19 protein-coding genes and 2 pseudogenes are annotated in these 19,615 nt (G+C 63.0%); 5 read left to right on the plus strand and 16 right to left on the minus strand.

Annotation, left to right across the window (positions count from 1 at the left end; all coding sequences use genetic code 11):
* Positions 1–39: 39 nt before the first annotated feature.
* A complete protein-coding gene (locus QA642_RS13695; protein WP_283085126.1) occupies positions 40–219 on the minus strand; it encodes a CsbD family protein in 180 nt (59 codons plus the stop codon).
* A gap of 137 nt (positions 220–356) precedes the next feature.
* Complete coding sequence (locus QA642_RS13700; RefSeq protein WP_283086882.1) at positions 357–1,958, minus strand: alpha-amylase family glycosyl hydrolase; 1,602 nt, start codon at positions 1,956–1,958, stop codon at positions 357–359.
* A 512-nt stretch (positions 1,959–2,470) separates the two neighbouring features.
* On the opposite strand from QA642_RS13700, the gene QA642_RS13705 reads away from it, so the two are divergent.
* The 3 genes and pseudogenes from QA642_RS13705 to QA642_RS13715 form a co-directional block, all read left to right on the plus strand.
* Positions 2,471–2,692: a hypothetical protein gene (locus tag QA642_RS13705; RefSeq protein WP_283085127.1), complete on the plus strand. Its 222-nt coding sequence runs from the start codon at positions 2,471–2,473 to the stop codon at positions 2,690–2,692.
* Positions 2,688–2,925, plus strand: a pseudogene (locus tag QA642_RS13710) (cation transporter); the annotation flags it as partial. The gene QA642_RS13705 and the pseudogene QA642_RS13710, both read left to right, overlap by 5 nt.
* Before the next feature lies 1 nt (position 2,926).
* A pseudogene (locus tag QA642_RS13715) lies at positions 2,927–3,991 on the plus strand (SDR family NAD(P)-dependent oxidoreductase); the annotation flags it as partial.
* Here the strand turns inward: QA642_RS13715 and QA642_RS13720 are convergent.
* The 13 genes from QA642_RS13720 to QA642_RS13780 all read right to left on the minus strand — a co-directional run bounded on the left by QA642_RS13720 (position 3,951) and on the right by QA642_RS13780 (position 16,236).
* Positions 3,951–6,350, minus strand: a complete 2,400-nt coding sequence (locus tag QA642_RS13720) for a glucose/quinate/shikimate family membrane-bound PQQ-dependent dehydrogenase (RefSeq protein ID WP_283085128.1) — start codon at positions 6,348–6,350, stop codon at positions 3,951–3,953. The pseudogene QA642_RS13715 and the gene QA642_RS13720 sit on opposite strands and share 41 nt — an antisense overlap.
* 5 nt (positions 6,351–6,355) lie before the next feature.
* A complete protein-coding gene (locus QA642_RS13725) occupies positions 6,356–6,733 on the minus strand; it encodes a c-type cytochrome (protein ID WP_283085129.1) in 378 nt (125 codons plus the stop codon).
* Positions 6,734–6,751: 18 nt separating this feature from the next.
* The gene (locus QA642_RS13730; RefSeq protein WP_283086883.1) at positions 6,752–7,387 is read right to left on the minus strand and encodes a c-type cytochrome; all 636 of its coding nucleotides are present in this window, start codon (positions 7,385–7,387) and stop codon (positions 6,752–6,754) included.
* Complete coding sequence (locus tag QA642_RS13735; RefSeq protein WP_283085130.1) at positions 7,387–8,226, minus strand: substrate-binding domain-containing protein; 840 nt, start codon at positions 8,224–8,226, stop codon at positions 7,387–7,389. The genes QA642_RS13730 and QA642_RS13735 overlap by 1 nt, the downstream gene beginning before the upstream one ends.
* Positions 8,210–9,949, minus strand: a complete 1,740-nt coding sequence (locus tag QA642_RS13740; protein WP_283085131.1) for a methanol/ethanol family PQQ-dependent dehydrogenase — start codon at positions 9,947–9,949, stop codon at positions 8,210–8,212. The genes QA642_RS13735 and QA642_RS13740 overlap by 17 nt, the downstream gene beginning before the upstream one ends.
* 212 nt (positions 9,950–10,161) lie before the next feature.
* Positions 10,162–10,950 (minus strand): heme-binding protein, encoded by a 789-nt coding sequence (locus QA642_RS13745; protein ID WP_283085132.1) that lies wholly within the window; start codon positions 10,948–10,950, stop codon positions 10,162–10,164.
* A 59-nt stretch (positions 10,951–11,009) separates the two neighbouring features.
* On the minus strand, positions 11,010–11,939 hold the full coding sequence (locus QA642_RS13750) for a cytochrome c oxidase assembly protein (RefSeq protein ID WP_283085133.1): 930 nt from the start codon (positions 11,937–11,939) through the stop codon (positions 11,010–11,012).
* Positions 11,927–12,280, minus strand: coding sequence for a hypothetical protein (locus QA642_RS13755; RefSeq protein ID WP_283085134.1), 354 nt, complete (start codon positions 12,278–12,280; stop codon positions 11,927–11,929). The genes QA642_RS13750 and QA642_RS13755 overlap by 13 nt, the downstream gene beginning before the upstream one ends.
* The gene (locus QA642_RS13760) at positions 12,277–12,876 is read right to left on the minus strand and encodes a cytochrome c oxidase subunit 3 (protein ID WP_283085135.1); all 600 of its coding nucleotides are present in this window, start codon (positions 12,874–12,876) and stop codon (positions 12,277–12,279) included. The genes QA642_RS13755 and QA642_RS13760 overlap by 4 nt, the downstream gene beginning before the upstream one ends.
* Positions 12,873–14,786, minus strand: a complete 1,914-nt coding sequence (ctaD, locus tag QA642_RS13765) for a cytochrome c oxidase subunit I (protein ID WP_283085136.1) — start codon at positions 14,784–14,786, stop codon at positions 12,873–12,875. The genes QA642_RS13760 and ctaD overlap by 4 nt, the downstream gene beginning before the upstream one ends.
* Positions 14,783–15,793: a cytochrome c oxidase subunit II gene (gene coxB / locus QA642_RS13770; protein ID WP_283085137.1), complete on the minus strand. Its 1,011-nt coding sequence runs from the start codon at positions 15,791–15,793 to the stop codon at positions 14,783–14,785. Before coxB ends, ctaD begins: the two co-directional genes overlap by 4 nt.
* A gap of 89 nt (positions 15,794–15,882) precedes the next feature.
* On the minus strand, positions 15,883–16,005 hold the full coding sequence (locus QA642_RS13775; RefSeq protein ID WP_283085138.1) for a hypothetical protein: 123 nt from the start codon (positions 16,003–16,005) through the stop codon (positions 15,883–15,885).
* 21 nt (positions 16,006–16,026) lie between these two features.
* Positions 16,027–16,236 carry a hypothetical protein gene (locus QA642_RS13780; RefSeq protein ID WP_283085139.1) on the minus strand — a complete coding sequence of 70 codons (210 nt, stop codon included), beginning with the start codon at positions 16,234–16,236 and terminating at the stop codon, positions 16,027–16,029.
* Positions 16,237–16,534: 298 nt separating this feature from the next.
* Between QA642_RS13780 and QA642_RS13785 the strand changes: the two genes are divergently transcribed.
* Both QA642_RS13785 and QA642_RS13790 read left to right on the plus strand, forming a co-directional pair.
* The gene (locus QA642_RS13785; RefSeq protein ID WP_283085140.1) at positions 16,535–17,392 is read left to right on the plus strand and encodes an SDR family oxidoreductase; all 858 of its coding nucleotides are present in this window, start codon (positions 16,535–16,537) and stop codon (positions 17,390–17,392) included.
* Positions 17,393–17,544: 152 nt separating this feature from the next.
* Positions 17,545–17,742: a hypothetical protein gene (locus QA642_RS13790; RefSeq protein ID WP_283085141.1), complete on the plus strand. Its 198-nt coding sequence runs from the start codon at positions 17,545–17,547 to the stop codon at positions 17,740–17,742.
* Between the two features lie 256 nt (positions 17,743–17,998).
* Here the strand turns inward: QA642_RS13790 and QA642_RS13795 are convergent, their stop codons facing one another.
* Positions 17,999–19,270 carry a DUF892 family protein gene (locus QA642_RS13795; protein WP_283085142.1) on the minus strand — a complete coding sequence of 424 codons (1,272 nt, stop codon included), beginning with the start codon at positions 19,268–19,270 and terminating at the stop codon, positions 17,999–18,001.
* Positions 19,271–19,615 lie beyond the last annotated feature (345 nt).

Below are 19,615 nucleotides of genomic sequence, written 5' to 3' on the forward strand. Positions count from 1 at the left end.
CAATGTTCCTCCCATCGGGCCAAGCCCGGTGGCGAGGAGCTAAGTTAGCTGATTGAGCTTTTTCAGTGGATTGATCTCTCTCGGTTTGTCCTGCTCATCGCGACCATGCGCCGCCTGGGCCTTGCCATCCTCGTGCTGCGATTGGTCGCCGATGACCTCGCCGAGGGTCTGCTTGGCCTTACCGACAATCCTTTCCTTGATGTTTTTTGCTCTGCCCATTGCGATCTCCGAAGTCGCCGCTGCCCCGGCGCCGGAAGGGGAAAACGCCGGGGCGCGGTTTCGTCCAAAATGCTTCCGGTGATGGGGCGTGCCGGAAGCTTGGGTGAGACTCTCCGTGGGGTAAATGGTTCCTGAGCTCACCGGGGCTCCAGTTTGATGATCACGCCTTCATTGCCACGAAGCAGGATCGAGGCGTCGGGCAGCGATCTCGAAGCTTGGTCAAGATAGGTCGACAGCAGCAGGTGGCCGCTCCCTTGCCAGTGCCACTTGCGTGGCTCCGCGGCGATGTTGAGAGCGACCAACATCTCCTGTCCGTCCGCGACGCGCCTGAAGGCAAGCACGTCGCTCTGCGATCGCAGTGGTTCGTAGCGACCTCGGAGAAGGCACGCATGTTCGCGCCGCACTGCCATCAGTCCGCGAAACAGTACCAACATCGACCGCTCGTCGCCTTGCTGGCCCGAGACATTGGCCGAACCTTCCGGATCAAGCGGTAGCCAGGGGCGGCCGCTCGTGAACCCGCCATTGGCGCTGGCGTCCCACCGCATCGGCGCGCGCTCGGGATCGCGGCACAGGCCGAAGCCTGGCACGAGCTTTTCGAAGGGATCGCGGATGCGATCGGGCGGGATCGAGACGCGCTTGCGGCCGATCTCGTCACCCATGTAGAGGAACGGCGTTCCCTTCAAGGTCATCAGGAGCATCGCCAGCACGCGCATCTGTACTTCGCCGATCTTGCTCGCGACTCGCGGCTTGTCGTGACCACCGATCACCCAAACCGGCCATGCTTGCTCAGGCAGGGCGTTGAAATAGGCATCAATCGCCGCCTGCAGCGACAACGCGTCCCATGGAGTGTCGAGCAAGGCAAAGTTGAGAGGCAGGTGCAAGCGCGGCTGCTCGGTGCCGTAGAAATGCCCGATGCGATCGGTCTTGCCCTGGACTTCACCGCACAGCAACCGGCCGCGATATTCGTCGATGATGCCACGAATGAACTCGATGCAGTGCATCGTCTCGGGCCGGTCGTCGGTGAAGACTGGAGTATGGCGTTGCGGTGGCGGCTTGCCCTCGGCTTCGGGATTCGGGGGATTGTCGCGCAGATGTGCGTCCTTGATCAGGACGGCGCTGGCATCGACACGAAAGCCGTCGACGCCGCGATCCAGCCAGAAGCGCATGACGTCGGCCATGGCCGCGCGTACCTCGGCATTGCGCCAGTTGAGGTCGGGCTGCTCGACCAGAAATGAATGGTAGTAGTATTGCCGCCGAGCTTCGCACCATTCCCATGCGCTGCCGCCGAAGCGGCTCAGCCAATTGTTTGGCGGGCCACCGTTCTCGGCGGCTTCGGCCCAGATGTACCAGTCGGCTTTCGCGCTGTTGCGTGAACTACGGCTCCCGACAAACCATTCATGATCATCGGCGGTGTGATTTGGCACGAGATCAAGGACGAGCCGGATGTCGGCCTCGTGCAGGGCGGTGAGGAGCGCATCAAAGGTGCCGAGATTGCCGAAGGCTGGATCGATCGCGCAATAGTCGGAAATATCGTAGCCGAGATCGCGGAACGAGCTCTTGTAGATCGGCGTGAGCCAGACTGCATCGACGCCCAGCCATTTTAGGTAGCCGATGCGCGATATCAGGCCGGCAAGGTCTCCCTTGCCATCGCCATCGGAATCCTGAAACGAGATCAGCGCGACTTCGTAGATGACCGCGGATTGCCACCACGGGCTTTCGTCGTTCGACCCGGCAGTCATTGCGTCGTTCACCTCGTGCGGCGGCGGCATGTCATGCCGCCCTCAGCCTCGCGTTGCGGGACATCCAAGTCCAGGCGGGAACAATGGTTGCTATGGCTGTCGCAAATCTCCGCCGCGGCGATCCGGTCACTCTTTGGTCCAAGCGTACAAATCTGGTTTTCTTAACAAGTTGAAGTGCCGGAACCGGAGTCCGGCGCGAACCTATGGACAATGCCTGTCCGGGCCGCCCCGATCCGGCGCGTATCGGCCCCGGCGCCATACCTCCCGCCGGGGCCATTTTCCCTCGGACGAGCACCTCCGATCATTCGAATGACTGCCAAACGTGACCGCAGGAAACAGACGCAACTACTACAGCGACGCTTGACGTCATTCGCCGAGGCCGCCCGGGAGCGGGCGCGCCGCATGCCTCCGGGCAAGGAACGCGAGATGCTATTGCGACGTGCCAAGCAAAACGAGGTGACCTCGGACCTGACCGACTGGTTGAGCGCTCCCGCCTATCGACGACAAGGAGGATGACGTTGCCCGCCATCAAGCATTACCGCGCGTTCCAGATTGATCCCGATGGTCAAGTCTTAGGCCGCATCAACCTCGTGTGTGGCGACGACGAGCAGGCCAGACGCGAAGCGGCTGCGCTCGTGCAGATCCATCGCATCGAGTTGTGGCGGCTGGACAAGCGGATTGCGCAGTTCGAGCTGCCTCCGGCGACCACGCATCAAGCGGCGGCCGGCCATTAGGGGCGCGGGAGAGCAGGCACGGGCGTCGACAAAGATCGCTGTGTATGCGGCGTTGATCGGCAACATCCTCGTTGCCGTCACCAAGATCGGTGCAGCGCTTTGGACCGGGAGCTCGTCGATGACGAGCGGGGCCGTTCATTCTGTCGGACACGTCCAACGAGGCCCTGCTGCTCTATGGATATCGGCGGGCGACCCAGCCGCCGAACGAGGCGCATCCGCTCGGTCACGGCCGCGGAGATATTCGACAAGCGGAGCCGCACATTGATCCTGACGGATCTCGTGCAGAACCTCGATTCCCGTGATCTTCCCGCGTCAAATCAGGCTGCTGTAAGCCTGCTTGGCAACGCCAATCCTGACGGCAAGGCGCCGATCTATCTGCGCCTGTTGTTGCGGCTCGGCGGCCGGTCGGTCCGGGCCGCAGCCCAGCAGCTTGTGAGCCTTGAGCCCGAACGGGTCATTTTCGCGCATTCGGCGGGATCGATGTTTGGATCAACAATGCCGGCACGGGTGTGTTCGGTGCCTATCAGGACGCCGATCTCGCGCTGCATCGCCGGACCCTCGAGGTCAATCTGCTCGGAGCCATGAACGGTGCGTTCGCGGTGCTTCCGATCTTCTTGCGCCAGAACCGGGGCATCCTGATCAATAACATCTCGATCGGCGGCTGGGCCCAGACGCCGTTTGCGGCCGCGTATACCGCAAGCAAGTTCGGCCTGCGTGGGTTCACGGCGAGCCTGCGCCAGGAGCTTGGCGCACATCCCAATATCCACGTCTGCGGCGTCTTCCCGGCGATGGTGGATACGCCGGGGTTCGTCCACGGTGCCAACATGTCGGGGAAGCTTGACCCGGGCCCGCTGCTCTACCAGTCCGAGGACGTCGCTTCAGGCGTTCCTGAATCTGGTCCGTACGCCCCGTGATGAGGTCGCCGTCGGGTGGCCCGCACGCGCCCGTCAGATGGCCTATGCCATTGCGCCGAAATTGACCGAGGATCTGCTGGGAAGCGCATTCCGGTTTCTGCCGTCGCGCGCGCGGCGCGCACCGATCAGCGAAGGAACTATGATTGAATCGTATCGGCCGGGAAGGTTTGTTGACGGCGGCTGGCTTGCGCGGAAGCAGCTTCCACCGGCCGGGGTCATCAGCCAGGGGCTTGCGGTGCTGGCACTAGCCGCGGGCGTCGCTCTGCTGGCCTCAGCAGTTACGCGTCGCGCCGGCAGATCGGGACAAAGCGTCGCCAGGCATGGACGAGCCGTGCCGACGCACATCACGGCAGCGCGTAGGCTCGCACGTAATCGCCGAGTTTAGTTCCGAATGACCCGTGGCCGCCGGCGACCGTCACGACATATTGCTTGCCGCCCGCCTCATAGGTCATGGGCGTCGATTGGCCTCCGGCTGGAAGGCGATCCTGCCAGAGCTGCTTGCCGTCGCGTACGTCGAAGGCCCTGATGTAGTCATCCATCGTCCCCGTGATGAAGATGACCCCGCCTGCAGTCACGATCGGTCCGCCCAGCATGGGAACACCGAGCTTGAACGGCAGCGGGAGCGGGGCCTGATCGCGGATCGTGCCGATGCGGTGTTGCCAAACAACCCTGTGCGTCCCGAGATCGATGGCCGCGATGTTGCCCCAGGGCGGGGCAAGACAGGGGATGCCGAGCGGCGACAGGAAGATGCCGAGGTCGACGCCATAGGGAGCTCCGTACATCGGCTGCACGCCGAACTCGGTGCCGGGTGGATGCGCCGCATTCGGCGTTGCTGGATTGTCCTTTCCGCGCGGCACGAGGCGGGAAACGAAGGGGACGGATTGCGGGTTCGCGATCGCGACCTGGCGCCGTGGGTCGACGGCAATGCCCCCCCATTCGAACATGCCGAAATCGCCCGGGAAGACCAACGTTCCTTGCTCCGAGGGCGGCGTGAACGGCCCTTCGTAGCGCAGACGCTTGAATTTGACGCGGCAGGCGAGCTGGTCGAACATCGTGCTGCCCCACATCTGCGCATCCGTCAGCATGCCGGGTGGCCGGAAACTCAATTCCGAGAAGGGCTGCGTTGGCGACAGCCGGTCGCCGGATGCGGCGCCCTGCGGCACCGGTTTCTCGGGCGCGGGGACCAACTGATGCCCGTCGCGGCGGTCGAGCACGAAGATGTCACCGGTCTTGGCAGGAATGTAGATCGCCGGCGTTACGCCGCCGTTCGAACGCAAATCAACAAGGCTCGGCTGCGAGGGCATGTCCATGTCCCAGAGATCGTGGTGCACGTTCTGGAACGACCAGCGCAGTTTTCCGCTGTTGATATCGAGCGCGACCAACGCCGAATCGTAGCGCTCCTTCTCCTGCGACCGGCCGCCTCCCCAGATATCGGGTGAGCTCGAGCCGAACGGCACGTAGACGAGCCCGAGATTTTCGTCGACCGCGGAAATGCTCCACGAGTTGGGCGAGCCGGCCGTGAAATGGTGCGCGGCGGAGGGCATCTCGTTCGGATCGAGGTTGCCTGCATCGAACGCCCAGATGAGCCGCCCCGAATAGATGTCGAAGCCGCGTATCACGCCCGACGGCACGCGGTCTGAATAATTGTCGATGACGGCACCACCGACAATCAGGACTTTGTCGGTCACCACGGGCGGTGAGGTGCCCTCGTAGAAGCCGAGCGTCTGGATCTCACTGTCTTGCTTGAGGTCGATCTGGCCGTGGTTGCCAAAGCTGGCGCAGGGCGTGCCGGTTTGGGCATCCAGCGCGAACATCCGGCCGTCATTGGTCGGCACGAAAATGCGTTCCGGACAATCGCCAGGCGCCGGAGCGCCGTCGGCCGTGATCGCACCCGGCTTCCTCGCGTGATAGGACACGCCGCGGCAGGTCATGTGCTGAAAGGCTTTATTATGCTGGACCTGCGGGTCGAACTTCCAGCGCAAACGGCCGGTCGTCGCGTCGAGGGCGAACACGATCTGGTGCGGCGAGCAGGTGTAGAGGATGTCGCCGATCTTGAGCGGCGTCGCCTGGTTTGTGATCTCGTCGGGATCATCAGGTCCTTTGTGATCGCCGGTGCGGTATTCCCAGGCGAGCTTGAGGTCCTTCGCATTGTCTTTGGTGATCTGGCCGAGAGAGGAATAGCGCGTGCCGAGGCCAGTGCCGCCATAGGCTGTCCAGTTCTCGCCGGCGCCGGGCGGGGCCGGCGCGGACGAGGCTACGGCGCCTGTCGCTTGGATCTCCGGTATCGTGCCGGCGATATCATGCCGGTCCCTCGCCAGGGAAACGCCGAGCACGACGACGGCCGCGATTAGTACGAGGCCGAGCGCCCAACGTGCGGTCTGCATGCGCGGTGCCAGTCGGCGCGCAATGAAGGGCAACAGCAGCCAGACGCCGAGCGGTGCCAAGACATCGCCCCGTGGTGCGAGCGACCAGAAATCGAATCCGGATTCCCAGATCGCCCACGCCATCGTGCCGAGCAGCAGCGCGGCATAGACGCAGAGCGCCTCGGCGCGGCGGCGCGAGAGCAGCCAGCTCGTGAGCAGAAGCATGATACCGGCGACGAGATAGTAGATGGAGCCGCCAAGCACCGCGAGCCAGACGCCACCGGCGGTAAGGCGCAATCCCATGATGGCGACGACCAAAACGGTGACGACCAGCCATGGTGCGTCTCGGAATAGGTTTGCCGGGCGATGTATGGAGTTCATTTGACCTACTTCAGCGTATAAAGAAACGCCGCGATGTCGCGCGCGTCCCTTTGCGGGATGCCCATTCTCGGCATGGCGTTGCCTGGCAGCGCCCGCTGCGGATTCTCAATCCAGTCGGCCATGTTGTCCGGGGAGTTCTGGATGTAGCCGGCGATGTAGGTGCGCGTGCCGATCCTGTGCAGGGGCGGGCCGACATTGCCGTCGGCACCGGCGATGCCGGGAATTTCATGACAGCTGCCGCACTGGTATTGCTTGATGAGATCGGGGCCACGCCGCGCATCGCCGATGAAATTGCCGGGGCCGGCAGCCTTGCCCGGCTCGCAAGCCCCAGCCGTCACGGCCAGCAGCGAAGCGATGAGCAAGCGTGTCGTCGGACACATCATCGGCTGCTCCCTTTCCGATCAGGGCTTCTGGCCGAAATTGAAGGACTTGGTGGCGGACCACGGATCGGTGGTCGAGACCTGCTCGCTCGGGACTTGCTCGATCTCAGGTGACAGCGGATTTGCCGAGAAGGTGCGGCCCCATTGCCGGTTCGGCTCATTGCTGATCTTGCCGATATAGGTGACGAGGTCCCAGATCACGCTGTCGGGCAACACGCCGCCCCAGGCCGGCATGCCATTGGGCCGTCCCTGGTAGATGGAGAGGTAGATGTTCTCGGGCTGCGAGCCGTAGGTGAAGAGGTTGTTGCTCAGTGCCGGCCCCATGCCGCCGCCGCCGTTCGACGCGTGGCAGCCGACGCAATTGAAGTTGACGAAATAGGTCATCCCCCGCTGCTCCGCATTCGGATCGCCCTGGACCGGATTCTTGATTTGCGGCGGATCGGGCTGCGCACCTGGGAAGAGGGTGGTCACGGGAACCTGCATGAACACGCCTGGTTTGCCATTACCGACGCTGCCGCCGAAATTTGGCCGCGGTCCCACGGTCGGCATCTGCGCCTCCTGGGATTGCGGCAGGGTCTGCTGGGCAAGCACGGCATCGTCCGGCAGAGCCAGCGAGAGAAGCGACAATGCACTCGCGCGCAGCGCCATGGCAGACATCATTCATGGCCTCCCGATGCCGTCACCGGTGCGTCGATTAGAGGCACGCCGTAGCTTCGCAGCAGAGAGGTGACCTCGGATCGATGCTCGTCGATGAACGCGTTGAGCTGATCCCGTAGAGCGTGATCTCCCTTGCGCACGCCCATCGAGATCGCGAACTGGAATTGCTGAGGTGCAAAGCGTTCGCCATCCTGGATCGGCGTGACCGTCAGCGGTACCCTGGAGAGCCCGGCAAAGTATCCGGCAAGCGGCCCCCAGGCGGCGGCGACATCAATCTCGCCGGATTCGACAGCCTCGATCAGGCGGGCCGGCGGATCGGCCTGGCGGTAGTCGCCATAGATCGAGTAGCCGCGGACATTGTCGACGATGCCGAGCTCTCCGAGCGCCTGCGCCGGCGGCGGATTGTTGCCGTCGTCACCGACGAGGTGCACGCCGATCGCCAGGCGATGCAGACGGGCATCGAGCAGGGAGGAAAGATCGAGATGCGCATCCTGACGGCTGACGAAAACGTAGGTCGAGCGATAATAGGGGCTCGTGGTCTCCACGAGTTCGTAGCCGGACGGCACGCCCATCACGACGTCGCATTTTTCGGCCTTCAGCGTGTTGCGGATGAAGCCGCGACGCTGCGCCCTCCAGGTATAGGACAGGGATCGTTCCAGGGCACCTGCCACCAACGACGCCAGCCTGTTCTCGAAGCCTGCTTCGGCGCTGTTGGAAAATGGCAGATTGTTGGGATCGGCACAGACACGCAGCTCGCCATTCGGCGCCGCCGCTGCGGGTGACGCGATCCCGATCAGGCCGGCAAGCGCAAGAGCGCCACAATCACTGCGGAGGCGCATGGCTGTTGTCCTGACCATCGGCTCCCCCGAGCTTGAACACCAGCAGCTCGCTGCCGGCGGCGGTGTAGAACGGCAGATCCTGCATTGCACCGGTGAAGCCGAGTGCGCCATTGCGCACCCGCTGATCGAGCTCCGCATTGGCCACCGCGCCGGGCCAGCCGCCGACGCCGGAGAGGATCGCGATGTACTGCTGGCCGTCCGAACCACGATAGGAGATCGGCTGGCCGATGAACCCCGAACCCGCACGAAACTGCCAGAGCACGTTTCCGGTCTTTGCGTCGACCGCCTTGAACAGGCGGTCCATCGTTCCGTAGAACGCGACGTCGCCAGCCGTCACCAGCGCGCCGCTCCAGACCGGCAGCTTCTCGTGGATCTCCCAGACCTTCCTGCGTGCGACCGGATCCCACGCCATGAACTCGCCGCGGTGTCCGCCGGGACCTGCGTACATATCGACATCGGCCCCGACATAGGGCGTGCCGGCGATATAGCCGACCTGCGACGCCTTGAAGTTCATGCAGAGATGCTGATGCGGGACGTAGAGCAATTTTGTGCGAGGTGACCACGCGGAGGGCTGCCAATCCTTGGCGCCCGGCGCGCTCGGGCAGATGTTCTCGACCGTCTTGCCGACCAGCGGGGTCTTCTCCTCGTTGGGGATGATCCTGCCGGTCTTGAGGTCGACGCCCTTATAGGCGTTCACGAACTCAAACGCGTCCGCCGAGATCACTTCGCCGGTGGTACGCTCCATGACGTACATGTAGCCGTTGCGACCGGGATGGATCAGCACCTTGCGCGGCTGACCGTTCAGCTCGAGGTCGACCAATACGTTCTCGTTGATCTCATCATGGTCGAACAGATCGTGCGGGTTGACCTGATAGGCCCACTTCGCATGTCCGTTATCGGCATCGCGGGCGAAGATGGTCGTACTCCAGAGATTGTCGCCGCTGCGCTGGTTCGCATTCCATGGACTCGGATTGGCGGTGCCGTAGTAGATCAGGTTGAGGTCGGGATCATAGGAGATCCATCCCCACATGGTGCCGCCGCCGACCTGCCAGCGGTCGGCAGGCCAGCTCTTGACGCCGAGATCCTTGCCCTTGAGGTTGTCGTAGAACGGCTTGAAGTCGTCTCCGATCAGCACGTCCTTATCGGGGCCCGTGGCGTAGGCGCGCCAGGCGATGGCACCGGTGTTCTCGTCGAGTGCGGTGACCCAGCCGCGCACGCCCATCTCGCCGCCGCTGTTGCCGATGAGCACCTTGCCCTTCACGACGACGGGGGCCATCGTCACGGTCTCGCCCTTGTTGATCTCGCCGAGCTTGGTGTGCCAGAGCTCCTTGCCGGTCTTGGCGTCGATTGCGACCGAGTGATTGTCGAGCGTGTTGAGGAACACCTTGCCGTTGTCGAAAGCGAGCCCGCGATTGACGACGTCGCAACAGGCAACGCCCGCCGCGGCAGGCTCCGGCTTCGGCGCATACGACCATTTCAACTCGCCCGTGGTGGCGTCGAGCGCGAACACGCGGTTGGGGTAGGGGCCGGCATAGGGGCCGACCACGTACATGGTCCCGTCGACCACGAGGGGCGCCGCCTCCTGACCGCGATCGGCGCCAACCGAGAACGTCCAGGCGAGTTGCAGGCGCGATGCGTTGCCGACGTTGATCTGGTCGAGATCGCTATAGCGCGTGTTGGCGTAATCGCGCGCCGCCATCGGCCATTGGCCGGGATCCTTCATGCGGCTGGCAAGATCGGTCTGCGCAAAACCAGGCGAAAGTGATGCAGAGCACGCGCACAGCGTACTCAGCGTTCCCCACAGCAATCGCCTGAGGCTGGGCATTAACATAAGTGAGATCTCCACGGCATTGATGAGGCCCTGCCGCGTTGCAGGCCGGCTTGCGAACGTACAAACGTCGCGCTCCCGCTTGGTTCCTAAGCTCTGTCGCGTCGCTATCTCACGACATTTCCCGAGACGCCGGCGCCGAGATCGACGGCGATCTGATCTTCCTTGCCATCGCATTTGGGATGGCCAAAGCCCGACGGGCTTTTGCCGTCCGGCCCGATATCGTAGATGATCGCATCCTTCATGTTCGGGTTGACGCCGGCCGGCACGTGGTCGAGGCCGAGGAAGTGACGCACGCGCCAGGCGACATTGTGATCCGCGCAGGAGCTGTCGCCGCTGACGCCGAGCGCACCGGCGATGCCGTTGCCGTCATACAACGCGAGCCCGCCGCCGAAGACGATGACGCCGCCGACGGGCTTGCCGACCATCGGATCGCGTGCGGTTCCGAATTCGTCCGGCGTGCCCGCGTAAAGAACTTCCGGGGAGGGCGGATTGCTGAGCGCCGCGCCGAACAGGAGGCCGCCGGGCTGGGCGCCCGCATAGAGATTGGCGGTGGCCATCGCCTTGTTCTTCAGGCTGAACGCATTCGCGGTGTTCGCTTTCTCGGCGGCGATCGCGCGACTGCCGAGCCATTGGTCGTCGACCTTGCTGCCGCTATAGGCGATCGCGCAGACGACGCCCTGCCGGTTTACGACAGCGGCCCATTCATTGTTGTCGAGGCCGCCATTGCTCGGGCCGCCGCCGGGTTTGACGCTCTTCTTGAGAATGTCGGCGAGCTGGTCATGATCGACCGGGCACGACATGCCCGGCCGCGGTTGGTCCTGCGCGATCGAACCTTCCGGCGCCGCAAAAGTCGTGGCGAGAATGACAGCCGTCATGGCGGTGCGCTTGCTCATCTGACCTCCACGAAGATTTCCGAGACAGCAGGGCGAACGTTGCACCGCACCTGCAGTTCCTATGTTCCTCGCGAGCCGACATGCCGCACCGCAGGCAGGCGTACATCGAACTCGGTCAGCCACCGATAAGCGAAGAACAGGGCTGCACCGGTATAGAGCACGCCCATCGGCACCCACATCAAGATGCCGGCGAGCTGCTGATCTTCGAGTCGCGATAGCCCGAATTCCCCGGCGAGGGCGCCCTGACCGGGAATCCATGCGCGCGTTGACAGTGACAACAACGCTCCGAGTACACCGGAATGAAGAACCGTGACGAACAGGCAGGCAATTGCGATGCCGTCCCGAAGCCGCATGCTGCGTCCAATGCCGCGGCCATGGAGAAGCACCCACCAGAACAGCAATGCGGTGCCGAAGAAGCTGATGTGCTGGAGGCGATGGATGGCGGTGTTTTCGAGCGCCCACGCATAAAGCGGCGGCGCATGCCAGGCCCAGAGCGCCAAGCCGTGCAGGGCCGTCGAACTGACAGGATGGCTGATGACTGCCCACGGCCGCGCCACGATCGGCCAATTGAGACATCGGCCCGCAGCAGGACGAAGCGAGGCCGGAAGGCTCCACATCAGCGGCCCGTTGATCCGGGCGAAGGCCATCAGCGGCGCGCCAACCACCATGAGCAGCTCGTGCTCGATCATGTGCGCAGTGAACAGACGCTCGCCGAGCCAATGCAGCGGTGAGGTGAGGGCGAGCGCGACGATCAGCCATCCCGTCCAGAATGCGCCGACCTGGCGGAAGCTGACGCCTCGGCCGCCGCCGGCATGGTGCCAGAGCCGCTGCGTGCCGACGTAGAAGCCGATCCCGACGATATAAAGCGGTGCCAGAAGCCAGGGGTCGAAGCTCCAGAGCGAGCCCGGATCGACATCCGAGATTCCATGCGCCTTTGCCGGCGCAGCAATCAGGCCAAGCAGAAGGGCCAGCAAGCTCAGCGCAGGCATGGGCTGATTATCAGCGATGCCGCGAGCTGGTTCGCGATGACAAGCGCAAACAGAACGCCGGAGCCGACGCCGAGCCAGGCCATGAACGTCCGGGGACCGCCGCCTTGCGCATCGGCCCATTCCGCGCCGGCGCCGCGCCGAACCGCACGGGCCGATATCGCCGTGCCCGCGAGGGCGACGATGGCCAATACGGCGCTCATGATCGTCCCGCTCAGCCTCGTTGTCTCGCACGAAAAATGAGCGAGCGCATAGACCCCTTGCAGGTTGATTCCCCACGCCAATGGTCCGAGCGCGACACCGGCCCAGTAGAGCAGTTTCCCATGTCCTTCGGTAGCGGTCATAGGCGTGACATCCAGTCGAGCAGGACATAAAGCGGCAGCCAGGCCAGCACGACAAAGTTCCAGTAGAACACGTTGTCGGTAACGTCACTGAACCGGCGCGGCCTGGCGTGGCGCGTGAACATCAGCACCGTCAGCACGACGGTGTCGCCGACGTCGGTGGCAAGATGGGTCGTGTGCAGTCCCAGGATCAGCCAGACGATCGATCCGTAGGCCGAGTTGTCCCAGCGCGTGTTGAGATGGGCGAACTCGAAGCCGCGCAGGATCAATAGTCCGATTCCGATCAGCGACATCACGATGAGGCCCATGCGTACTTTCGCAAGGTCCTGCCGATGGGCTACGCGATTGGTCATCTGGTTCGGAATGATGCTCAGGAGATAGATGATGGTCTCGGCCGTGCCGGGCCAGAGATCGGGAGGCGCAGCTCCAATCGGCCAGCTCGGGTTGACGGCATAGAGATAGAGGTAGGCCCCGATTGCGATGGCAAATCCCATGCCTTCCAGCGCCATGAACCCCATGGCGCCCCACCAGGGGCCGCTGCGCGGGCCATAGCCATAGGTCGGCAGTTCCGCGACGTTGCGGACGATGGTTTGCCTCATTCCTCGTCCTCCTTGCTCCCACCCGGCCAGAACCAGCCGATCAAGGTGACGGCCATCGGCGGCGTGCCCCACAGCACCGCCCAGGGCGTGAAGATCGAGCCGATGAAGAACACCGTCGTCGCAATGGCCGTCAGCAGCGGCCAGATGCTCGGCTCAGGCGACGCCTCACGGATCTGCGGCTCTGCTTCGGCCAGCGAAGTTAGAAGCACTTCGCGTCGCTCCACACTCAAGCCCGCAACGACAGGCAGGGTTCCATTGTCGAACCAGAGCGGATCGCGGTGCTTGACCACGGGAATGCGGTCGAAATTCTGCGGGGGCGGGGGTGAGGCCGTCGCCCATTCCAGTGTCGAAGCATCCCAGGGATTATCGCCTGCGAGCGCGCCGGCGCGAAGACTGATGATCACGTTGACGAGCAGCAGCGCGAAGCTGAGCGCAAAAACGACGGCCCCGCCGCTCGATAGGAGGTTAAGGTGGGCCCAGTCCATGTCGGCGGTGTAGGTGTAGATGCGGCGCGGCATCCCGATCAGCCCGAGGATGTGCATCGGGAAAAACGCGAGATTGAAGCCGACAAAGGCCAGCCAGAAGTTCCAACGGCCGAGCCGCTCGCTCAACATCCGGCCGGTAATCTTGGGAAACCAGTAATAGACGGCACCGATGAGCGGGAAGACCGCGCCGCCGATCAGGACGTAATGGAAGTGGGCGACCACGAAATAGGTGTCATGCACCTGTGTATCGATCGGTACCGAGGCGACCATTACGCCGGAGAGTCCGCCAAGCACGAAGATCGCGATGAAGCCGATCACGAACAGGAGGGGGGTGCGATAGACCGGGCGGCCGTCCCAGAGCGTCGCCAGCCAGCAGAAGATCTGCAACCCGCTCGGCACCGCGATCAGCATGCTGGAGGCCGTAAACAGCCCGGCGCCGAGTTGGGGCAGGCCCGTCACGAACATGTGGTGGACCCACAGGCCGAACGACAAAAAGCCCGTCGCGATCAGCGAGAGAATGACGATCGGATAGCCGATCACCGGCCGGCGCGCGAATGTTGCCAGGATCGCCGAGACCATTCCCGTACCGGGAATGAAGATGATGTAGACCTCGGGATGGCCGAAGAACCAGAACAGATGCTGCCAGAGCAGGGGATGTCCGCCCGACGAGGAATCGTAGAAGCGCGTGTTGACGAGACGGTCGAGGATCAGCGAGGTCGATGCGACCATGATCGCGGGCATCGCGAACATCACCAGGAACGCCGTGACCAGCATCGCCCAGACGAAGAGGGGGATTCGGTCGAGCGTCATGCCGGGCGCGCGCAGCTTGAACACGGTGACGACGATCTCAACTGAGACCGCGAGTGCCGCGACTTCGGTGAAGGTGATCATCTGCGCCCAGACGTCAGGCCGCTTCGTCGGCGTGTACTGCAATAAAGACAGCGGAACATAGGCGAACCAACCGACATCCGGACCGACGTTGAGCGCGAAGGAGATCCAGAGGAAGCAGCCTCCGAACAGAAACATCCAGTAGCTGAACGCGTTTAGGCGCGGGAAGGCGATGTTCCGCGTTCCGACCATCAGCGGCACGAGATAGACGGCGAATGCCTCCATCACCGGCACGGCGAACAGGAACATCATCGTCGAGCCGTGCATCGTGAAGATCTGGTTGTACTTGTCGGCCGACAGGAACGTCTTCTCTGGTCCGGCGAGCTGAATGCGCATCAGGATTGCAAGGATGCCGCCAAGAAGCAGGAACGCGAATGCGGTGACGATGTAGCGTCGGCCGACGACCTTGTGGTCGACCGACATCAGCGCGCCGAGCAGGCCGGACGGCGTACGCCAGATGCTGTCGAGGCGCGCGGACAGCTCCAGGCCGCTCAACCCGTCGTCTCGCAACTCGCGTTGTTCAGCCACCACGGTCACTTGAGCTGCTCCAGATAGTGAAGGATCGCGATGAGCTCATCCGATTGCAGCGGCATCTTCGGCATATAGTTGCCGGGCTTGATGTGCTGGGGGTCGGCGATCCAGCCGCCGAGCGTGGCCGGTGTCATCGGCAGCGTTCCGGCTGCGATTGTCGTCCGGCTGCCGACGTGGGTTAGATCGGGACCGAGCTGCCCGCCGGCGAGCGTGCCGCGGATGGTGTGGCAGAGCGCACAGCCTCTTGCGCGGAACAGCTGCTCACCCTGCTTGCCGAGCGGGTCGGTCGGGCTGCTCGCACTCTGGTTCTCGTGGTCGCGCCAGCGGCCGAATTCGTCCGCCGACAGCGCCAGCACGGCGAACGCCATATGGGCATGCTGAAGGCCGCAGAATTCGGCGCACTGCCCGCGATAGACGCCGGCATTCTTCGCCGTGAATTGCAGCTCGTTCTTCTGCCCGGTGATGAGATCCATCTTCCCGGTCAAGCTGGGGACCCAAAAGCTGTGGATCACATCGGCAGACTCCAGCTCGACCTTTACGGGCTGGCCGGTCGGAATGCGGATCTCGTTTGCGGTGACGAAGCTCTTGTCGGGGCTGTCGTCTTCGTAGCGGACTTCCCACCACCATTGATGGCCGATGATCTTGAGGGTGAGGGCGTTCTCGTCCTTGGCGAAGACGGTGCGCTGACCGGCATAACTGACGATTGAGAGCCCAAGCACGATGACAAGGGTAGCGACGCCCAAGGCAAAGACGACACGACCGGTCGTCTGTTCAAACGAATGATGCAGCGCGAGCGGTTGGTCGGCCGCACGCTTTCGGCGCAGCATGCCCACACAAAGCACGATCAGGACGGCGATCCAGACGACGGCCCCGACGATCAGGAAGATTAAGAAATTCCGGAGGATCTGGTCGGACTGAAGCCCCTGCGGATCGAGCGCGGACTGCCGGCCAGCGCAAGCGGCCAGCGGCAACGTCGCAAATGGCACCAGAGCCGTTCGCATCCGGACGGGCATCGATGTTCGCCGTGCTCCCCTGTTGCAGGGCGAACCGGTCAAGCCTATGAAGGTTCCTATCGCACCGATCGGGCTGGTTCATTGCCGCCTCAGAACGGCCATCCCCTGGTCGCGATGAAGATTGCCGCATCGGCTGCGCCCATCAGCAGCAAGACGAGGAGGACGGCGATCGTCGCTCCCGGTTGAGCGAGCACGCGAATATTTTCTAGCATGTATCATCCTCGATCGCGCGATCACCGTGCCGCGGGCTTTTGCGGATCGTCGCGGCGCTGGGCGGCTTCCGTGTTCCGGTCCAGTTGCGCGCGCTCACTTCGGCGCAAATGGCCGGATCGTCTGACGCCATACCAGATAGCGGCGCCAAGGATAAAGGCGCCGATGAACCACAGCCACAATGCCGTGGCCGAGACGTCTCCCAAAAGCATGCCGACGCCGCTATTGCCCATTTGTGCGCTCCGATTAGATATGCGGGCAATGCGAGCCTGGTGCGGTGGTTCCTAAGCGCAGCAGGGCCGTCGGCAGGATGTCAGGAGGGCTGCGATCAGAATTGGCGCGATTTCGGACACGCACGGGCTGCTGCGGCCCGGAGTCGTGCACATCATCGACGCGGCGCGTTCCCTAATCGTCAGTTGAGATCGGCAGACTCTTGCCGCGCGACATCGCCATTGGAGCGAGAGAGTCTGATCGCCCCGAGGAACGCTTGTGATCGCCTTTGGTTACCCGAGCAAATTCCGGAGCGGCTCCATGATCGAATATCCCAAACCTCCATTTCCGGCCCAGCAACAACCGATGCCCGGTTCGACCCGTGCGATGAGACCGCGGCCGGATCATGGCGAAGAGAGTTACCGAGGCGCAGGGCGCCTCGCCGGCAAGAAGGCCATCATCACGGGTGGCGATAGCGGCATCGGCCGTGCCGTCGCCATTGCCTATGCTCGCGAGGGCGCGGACATCGTCATCGCATATCTTAACGAAGATGCGGACGCGGCCGAGGTCAAGGCGCTGGTCGAGCGGGAAGGGCGCAAGGCTGTCCTGATTTCCGGCGACATCAGCAATCCCGATCATTGCCGCTCCATCGTCCATCGCGCGGTCGAGGAACTCGGGGGAATCGACATCCTCGTCAACAACGCGGCCCATCAGGCGACGTTCAAGGACATCCAGGACATCAGCGATAGGGAATGGCAACGAACCTTCGAAGTGAACATCCACGCCATGTTCTATTTGGCCAAGGCCGCTGTCCCGCACATGCGGCCTGGCGGGACTATCGTGAATACCGCTTCCGTAAACTCGGACATGCCGAACCCGAGCCTGCTCGCCTATGCCACGACCAAAGGGGCCATTCAGAACTTTACCGGCGGGCTCGCACAGATGCTGGCAAGCAAGGGCATCCGGGTCAACGCGGTCGCTCCCGGGCCGATCTGGACGCCGCTCATTCCGTCGACCATGCCCGAGGATTCCGTCGAGAATTTCGGCAAGCAGGTGCCGATGCAGCGCGCCGGACAGCCGGCCGAGCTTGCGACAGCCTATGTGATGCTGGCCGATCCCCTCTCGAGCTACACCTCGGGAGCCACTCTCGCTGTTACCGGCGGGAAGCCGTTCATTTGAGCCGATACGCAGCCGGCGCTGCGTTCAGCCGTCAGGGCTGCCGCCGTCACGGTGTGTCTTCGGTCGGTGGACCGTCGCACTGCGGCATAGCAGGCCGCGTTAGGAACGTCTCTTCCGGCTACAGGTTTTCGAGGCAGTCACGGGAGAACAGCATGGATCAAAACGACCACGCCACTGTCCGATCAGGGCAGAGCAGCGCAGTCGGCTGGATGGTCGGCGCAATCTTCGTCGTAGCGGTCGTTGCGGCCGTCTTCTTCTACAATGGAGGCGATGTCGGTCATCAGACCACCACCACGACTCCGACCAACGCCCCGAGCGTCACGACGGGTTCGGGCCCATCCAACAAGTAAGCCTGCGCTTGCATTAGCGGTCGCCCGAAAGGGACAGCCCGTTCATTTGTCGAGTAGTAGATGCGCAGCTCCTTTATCCTGGCACATGGGCGCACATTCATAGCTGGTTATGCAACGCCCACATGCGATGGAAGTGCAGGGTCAGGTGAAGCTCCGGGCGGCTGCCGGAGCGTCCAACAGCATCTTGACAGGAATGGCCGCTGACGGGACCTTTGCTTGGAGGCAGATCCCGCCAGCCAGAAGACAGGTGTAGCGTCTATTCCGTCTGCTCGACGGCGGCCGGCATTTTCGCAACCGACATCAGCGAACGAGCGACCTGGTTCAAGAGCTGATCAGTGTTCTCTTCCTCAGCGAGGGACTTCGACAGCAGACTGACGATCGCGCTGTGGCGCAATTGCTGAGCAAGATTTCTTGCCGTGGTGTAGCCGGCAATCTCATAGTGCTCGACCCGCTGCGCTGCGGCGATCAATGCGAGGTCGGCAGCAGCATCTTCCTTCTCTTCGCCTTCGGTCATGATTTCCTGACCTTCCTCGACTAGGCCCATCATGCCCTTGCAAGGCTTGGCGCGTGCGGACTTTCCGAGCATCTCGAAGCACTCGTTGATCCGCTCGATCTGTGCCTCGGTCTCGGCGAGATGCTGCTCGAACAGCTCTCGCAGCTGATCGAAGCGCGCGGCTTCCGCCATCTTGGGCAGCGCTTTCGTCAGTTGTTTTTCTGCGTGAAGGATGTCGCGGAGCTCGTCGATCAGGAGTTCGCCAAGACCGGCTTCGTCGACGGACGGAGAGCTCTCGGTAACGATCGCGTTTGCCGGGCCGGGCTCACCGGCCTGGATGGCAGGCGAGTCGGTGAAGACCCATTCGCCTCCTTCATTCCACGGCCCGCGCGTGTCGATCTCGCCGTGATCGCCGGTTCCCGTCGAATCGTTGAAGAACTGATCGACGAGGCCGGGTGTCGGCGCGATCCGGCCGATGCTGAATGCCGGCTTTGCCATGCTTTCGAGTGCCAACGAGAACGCCTTCATGTGCGTGATCTCGCGGGTCATCAGGAACTGAAGCGCATCCTTGGTGCCGGCGTCATCGGTGAAATTGATCAACCGTTCGTAGACGATTTTGGCTCTCGCCTCCGCGGCAATGTTGCTCCGAAGGTCGACATCCAGCTCGCCGGTGATCTTGAGGTAATCGGCAGTCCAGGCATTGCCCTGCGAGTTGAACAGGTTCACGCCACCGCCTCCCGCGATCGCGATGAGCGGATCGGCTTCGGCAGCCTGGCGATCGAATTTCGAGGGCTTGAGATGCATGCGGGCGAGTGTGCCGACGACTTCGAGATGGCTCAATTCCTCGGTGCCGATGTCCATCAGGAGATCCTTGCGATCCGGATCCTCGCAATTGAGTCCCTGTATGGAGTACTGCATGGCGGCGGCAAGCTCGCCATTGGCGCCGCCGAACTGCTCGAGCAGCATATTGCCGAACCGGGGATCAGGTTCGTCGACACGAACGGTGAACATCAGTTTCTTGACGTGGTGGTACATGGATTTCCCTTTAGGGTGCGAGGAACATCCGTTCTCGAACCGGCGTGTATTGTCGTTGTTCCTATGTAGCTGCTGCGCAGTAGCGACGACGAATGCCCGGGAACGGAACGGGCTTTCCTTTGTCGTGGCGAGGCCGAGGCGAAGGGGCAGCTCGGTCGCTGCAATCGTCTTAGTGAGAGGAACGATCGCTGTGCTCCACGCATTCCAAGGGCGTCAAGGCAAAAAGGTGATGAGATGTCCCGACGACTACTGGCCAGGCCTTGGACACCGGCCGATGATAAGCAACTGAGGGAGATGGTTGAGGCTGGCTTGAAGACGTCGGCGATCGCTCGGAAGCTGAGAAGG

The organism is Bradyrhizobium sp. CB2312, from assembly GCF_029714425.1.
Classification (GTDB): Bacteria; Pseudomonadota; Alphaproteobacteria; order Rhizobiales; family Xanthobacteraceae; genus Bradyrhizobium.

What these genes read in the sequence shown, in the direction of transcription:
- QA642_RS13725 (WP_283085129.1), bottom strand. Translation starts at nt 6,733, where the DNA reads ATGATGTGTCCGACGACACGCTTGCTCATCGCTTCGCTGCTGGCCGTG.
- QA642_RS13750 (WP_283085133.1), bottom strand. Translation starts at nt 11,939, where the DNA reads ATGCCTGCGCTGAGCTTGCTGGCCCTTCTGCTTGGCCTGATTGCTGCG.
- QA642_RS13795 (WP_283085142.1), bottom strand. Translation starts at nt 19,270, where the DNA reads ATGTACCACCACGTCAAGAAACTGATGTTCACCGTTCGTGTCGACGAA.
- QA642_RS13700 (WP_283086882.1), bottom strand. Translation starts at nt 1,958, where the DNA reads ATGACTGCCGGGTCGAACGACGAAAGCCCGTGGTGGCAATCCGCGGTC.
- QA642_RS13780 (WP_283085139.1), bottom strand. Translation starts at nt 16,236, where the DNA reads ATGGGCAATAGCGGCGTCGGCATGCTTTTGGGAGACGTCTCGGCCACG.
- QA642_RS13730 (WP_283086883.1), bottom strand. Translation starts at nt 7,387, where the DNA reads ATGTCTGCCATGGCGCTGCGCGCGAGTGCATTGTCGCTTCTCTCGCTG.
- QA642_RS13705 (WP_283085127.1), top strand. Translation starts at nt 2,471, where the DNA reads ATGACGTTGCCCGCCATCAAGCATTACCGCGCGTTCCAGATTGATCCC.
- QA642_RS13755 (WP_283085134.1), bottom strand. Translation starts at nt 12,280, where the DNA reads ATGACCGCTACCGAAGGACATGGGAAACTGCTCTACTGGGCCGGTGTC.
- QA642_RS13695 (WP_283085126.1), bottom strand. Translation starts at nt 219, where the DNA reads ATGGGCAGAGCAAAAAACATCAAGGAAAGGATTGTCGGTAAGGCCAAG.
- QA642_RS13745 (WP_283085132.1), bottom strand. Translation starts at nt 10,950, where the DNA reads ATGAGCAAGCGCACCGCCATGACGGCTGTCATTCTCGCCACGACTTTT.
- coxB (WP_283085137.1), bottom strand. Translation starts at nt 15,793, where the DNA reads ATGCCCGTCCGGATGCGAACGGCTCTGGTGCCATTTGCGACGTTGCCG.
- QA642_RS13740 (WP_283085131.1), bottom strand. Translation starts at nt 9,949, where the DNA reads ATGAAGGATCCCGGCCAATGGCCGATGGCGGCGCGCGATTACGCCAAC.
- QA642_RS13735 (WP_283085130.1), bottom strand. Translation starts at nt 8,226, where the DNA reads ATGCGCCTCCGCAGTGATTGTGGCGCTCTTGCGCTTGCCGGCCTGATC.
- QA642_RS13760 (WP_283085135.1), bottom strand. Translation starts at nt 12,876, where the DNA reads ATGAGGCAAACCATCGTCCGCAACGTCGCGGAACTGCCGACCTATGGC.
- QA642_RS13720 (WP_283085128.1), bottom strand. Translation starts at nt 6,350, where the DNA reads ATGAACTCCATACATCGCCCGGCAAACCTATTCCGAGACGCACCATGG.
- QA642_RS13790 (WP_283085141.1), top strand. Translation starts at nt 17,545, where the DNA reads ATGGATCAAAACGACCACGCCACTGTCCGATCAGGGCAGAGCAGCGCA.
- QA642_RS13785 (WP_283085140.1), top strand. Translation starts at nt 16,535, where the DNA reads ATGATCGAATATCCCAAACCTCCATTTCCGGCCCAGCAACAACCGATG.
- QA642_RS13775 (WP_283085138.1), bottom strand. Translation starts at nt 16,005, where the DNA reads ATGCTAGAAAATATTCGCGTGCTCGCTCAACCGGGAGCGACGATCGCC.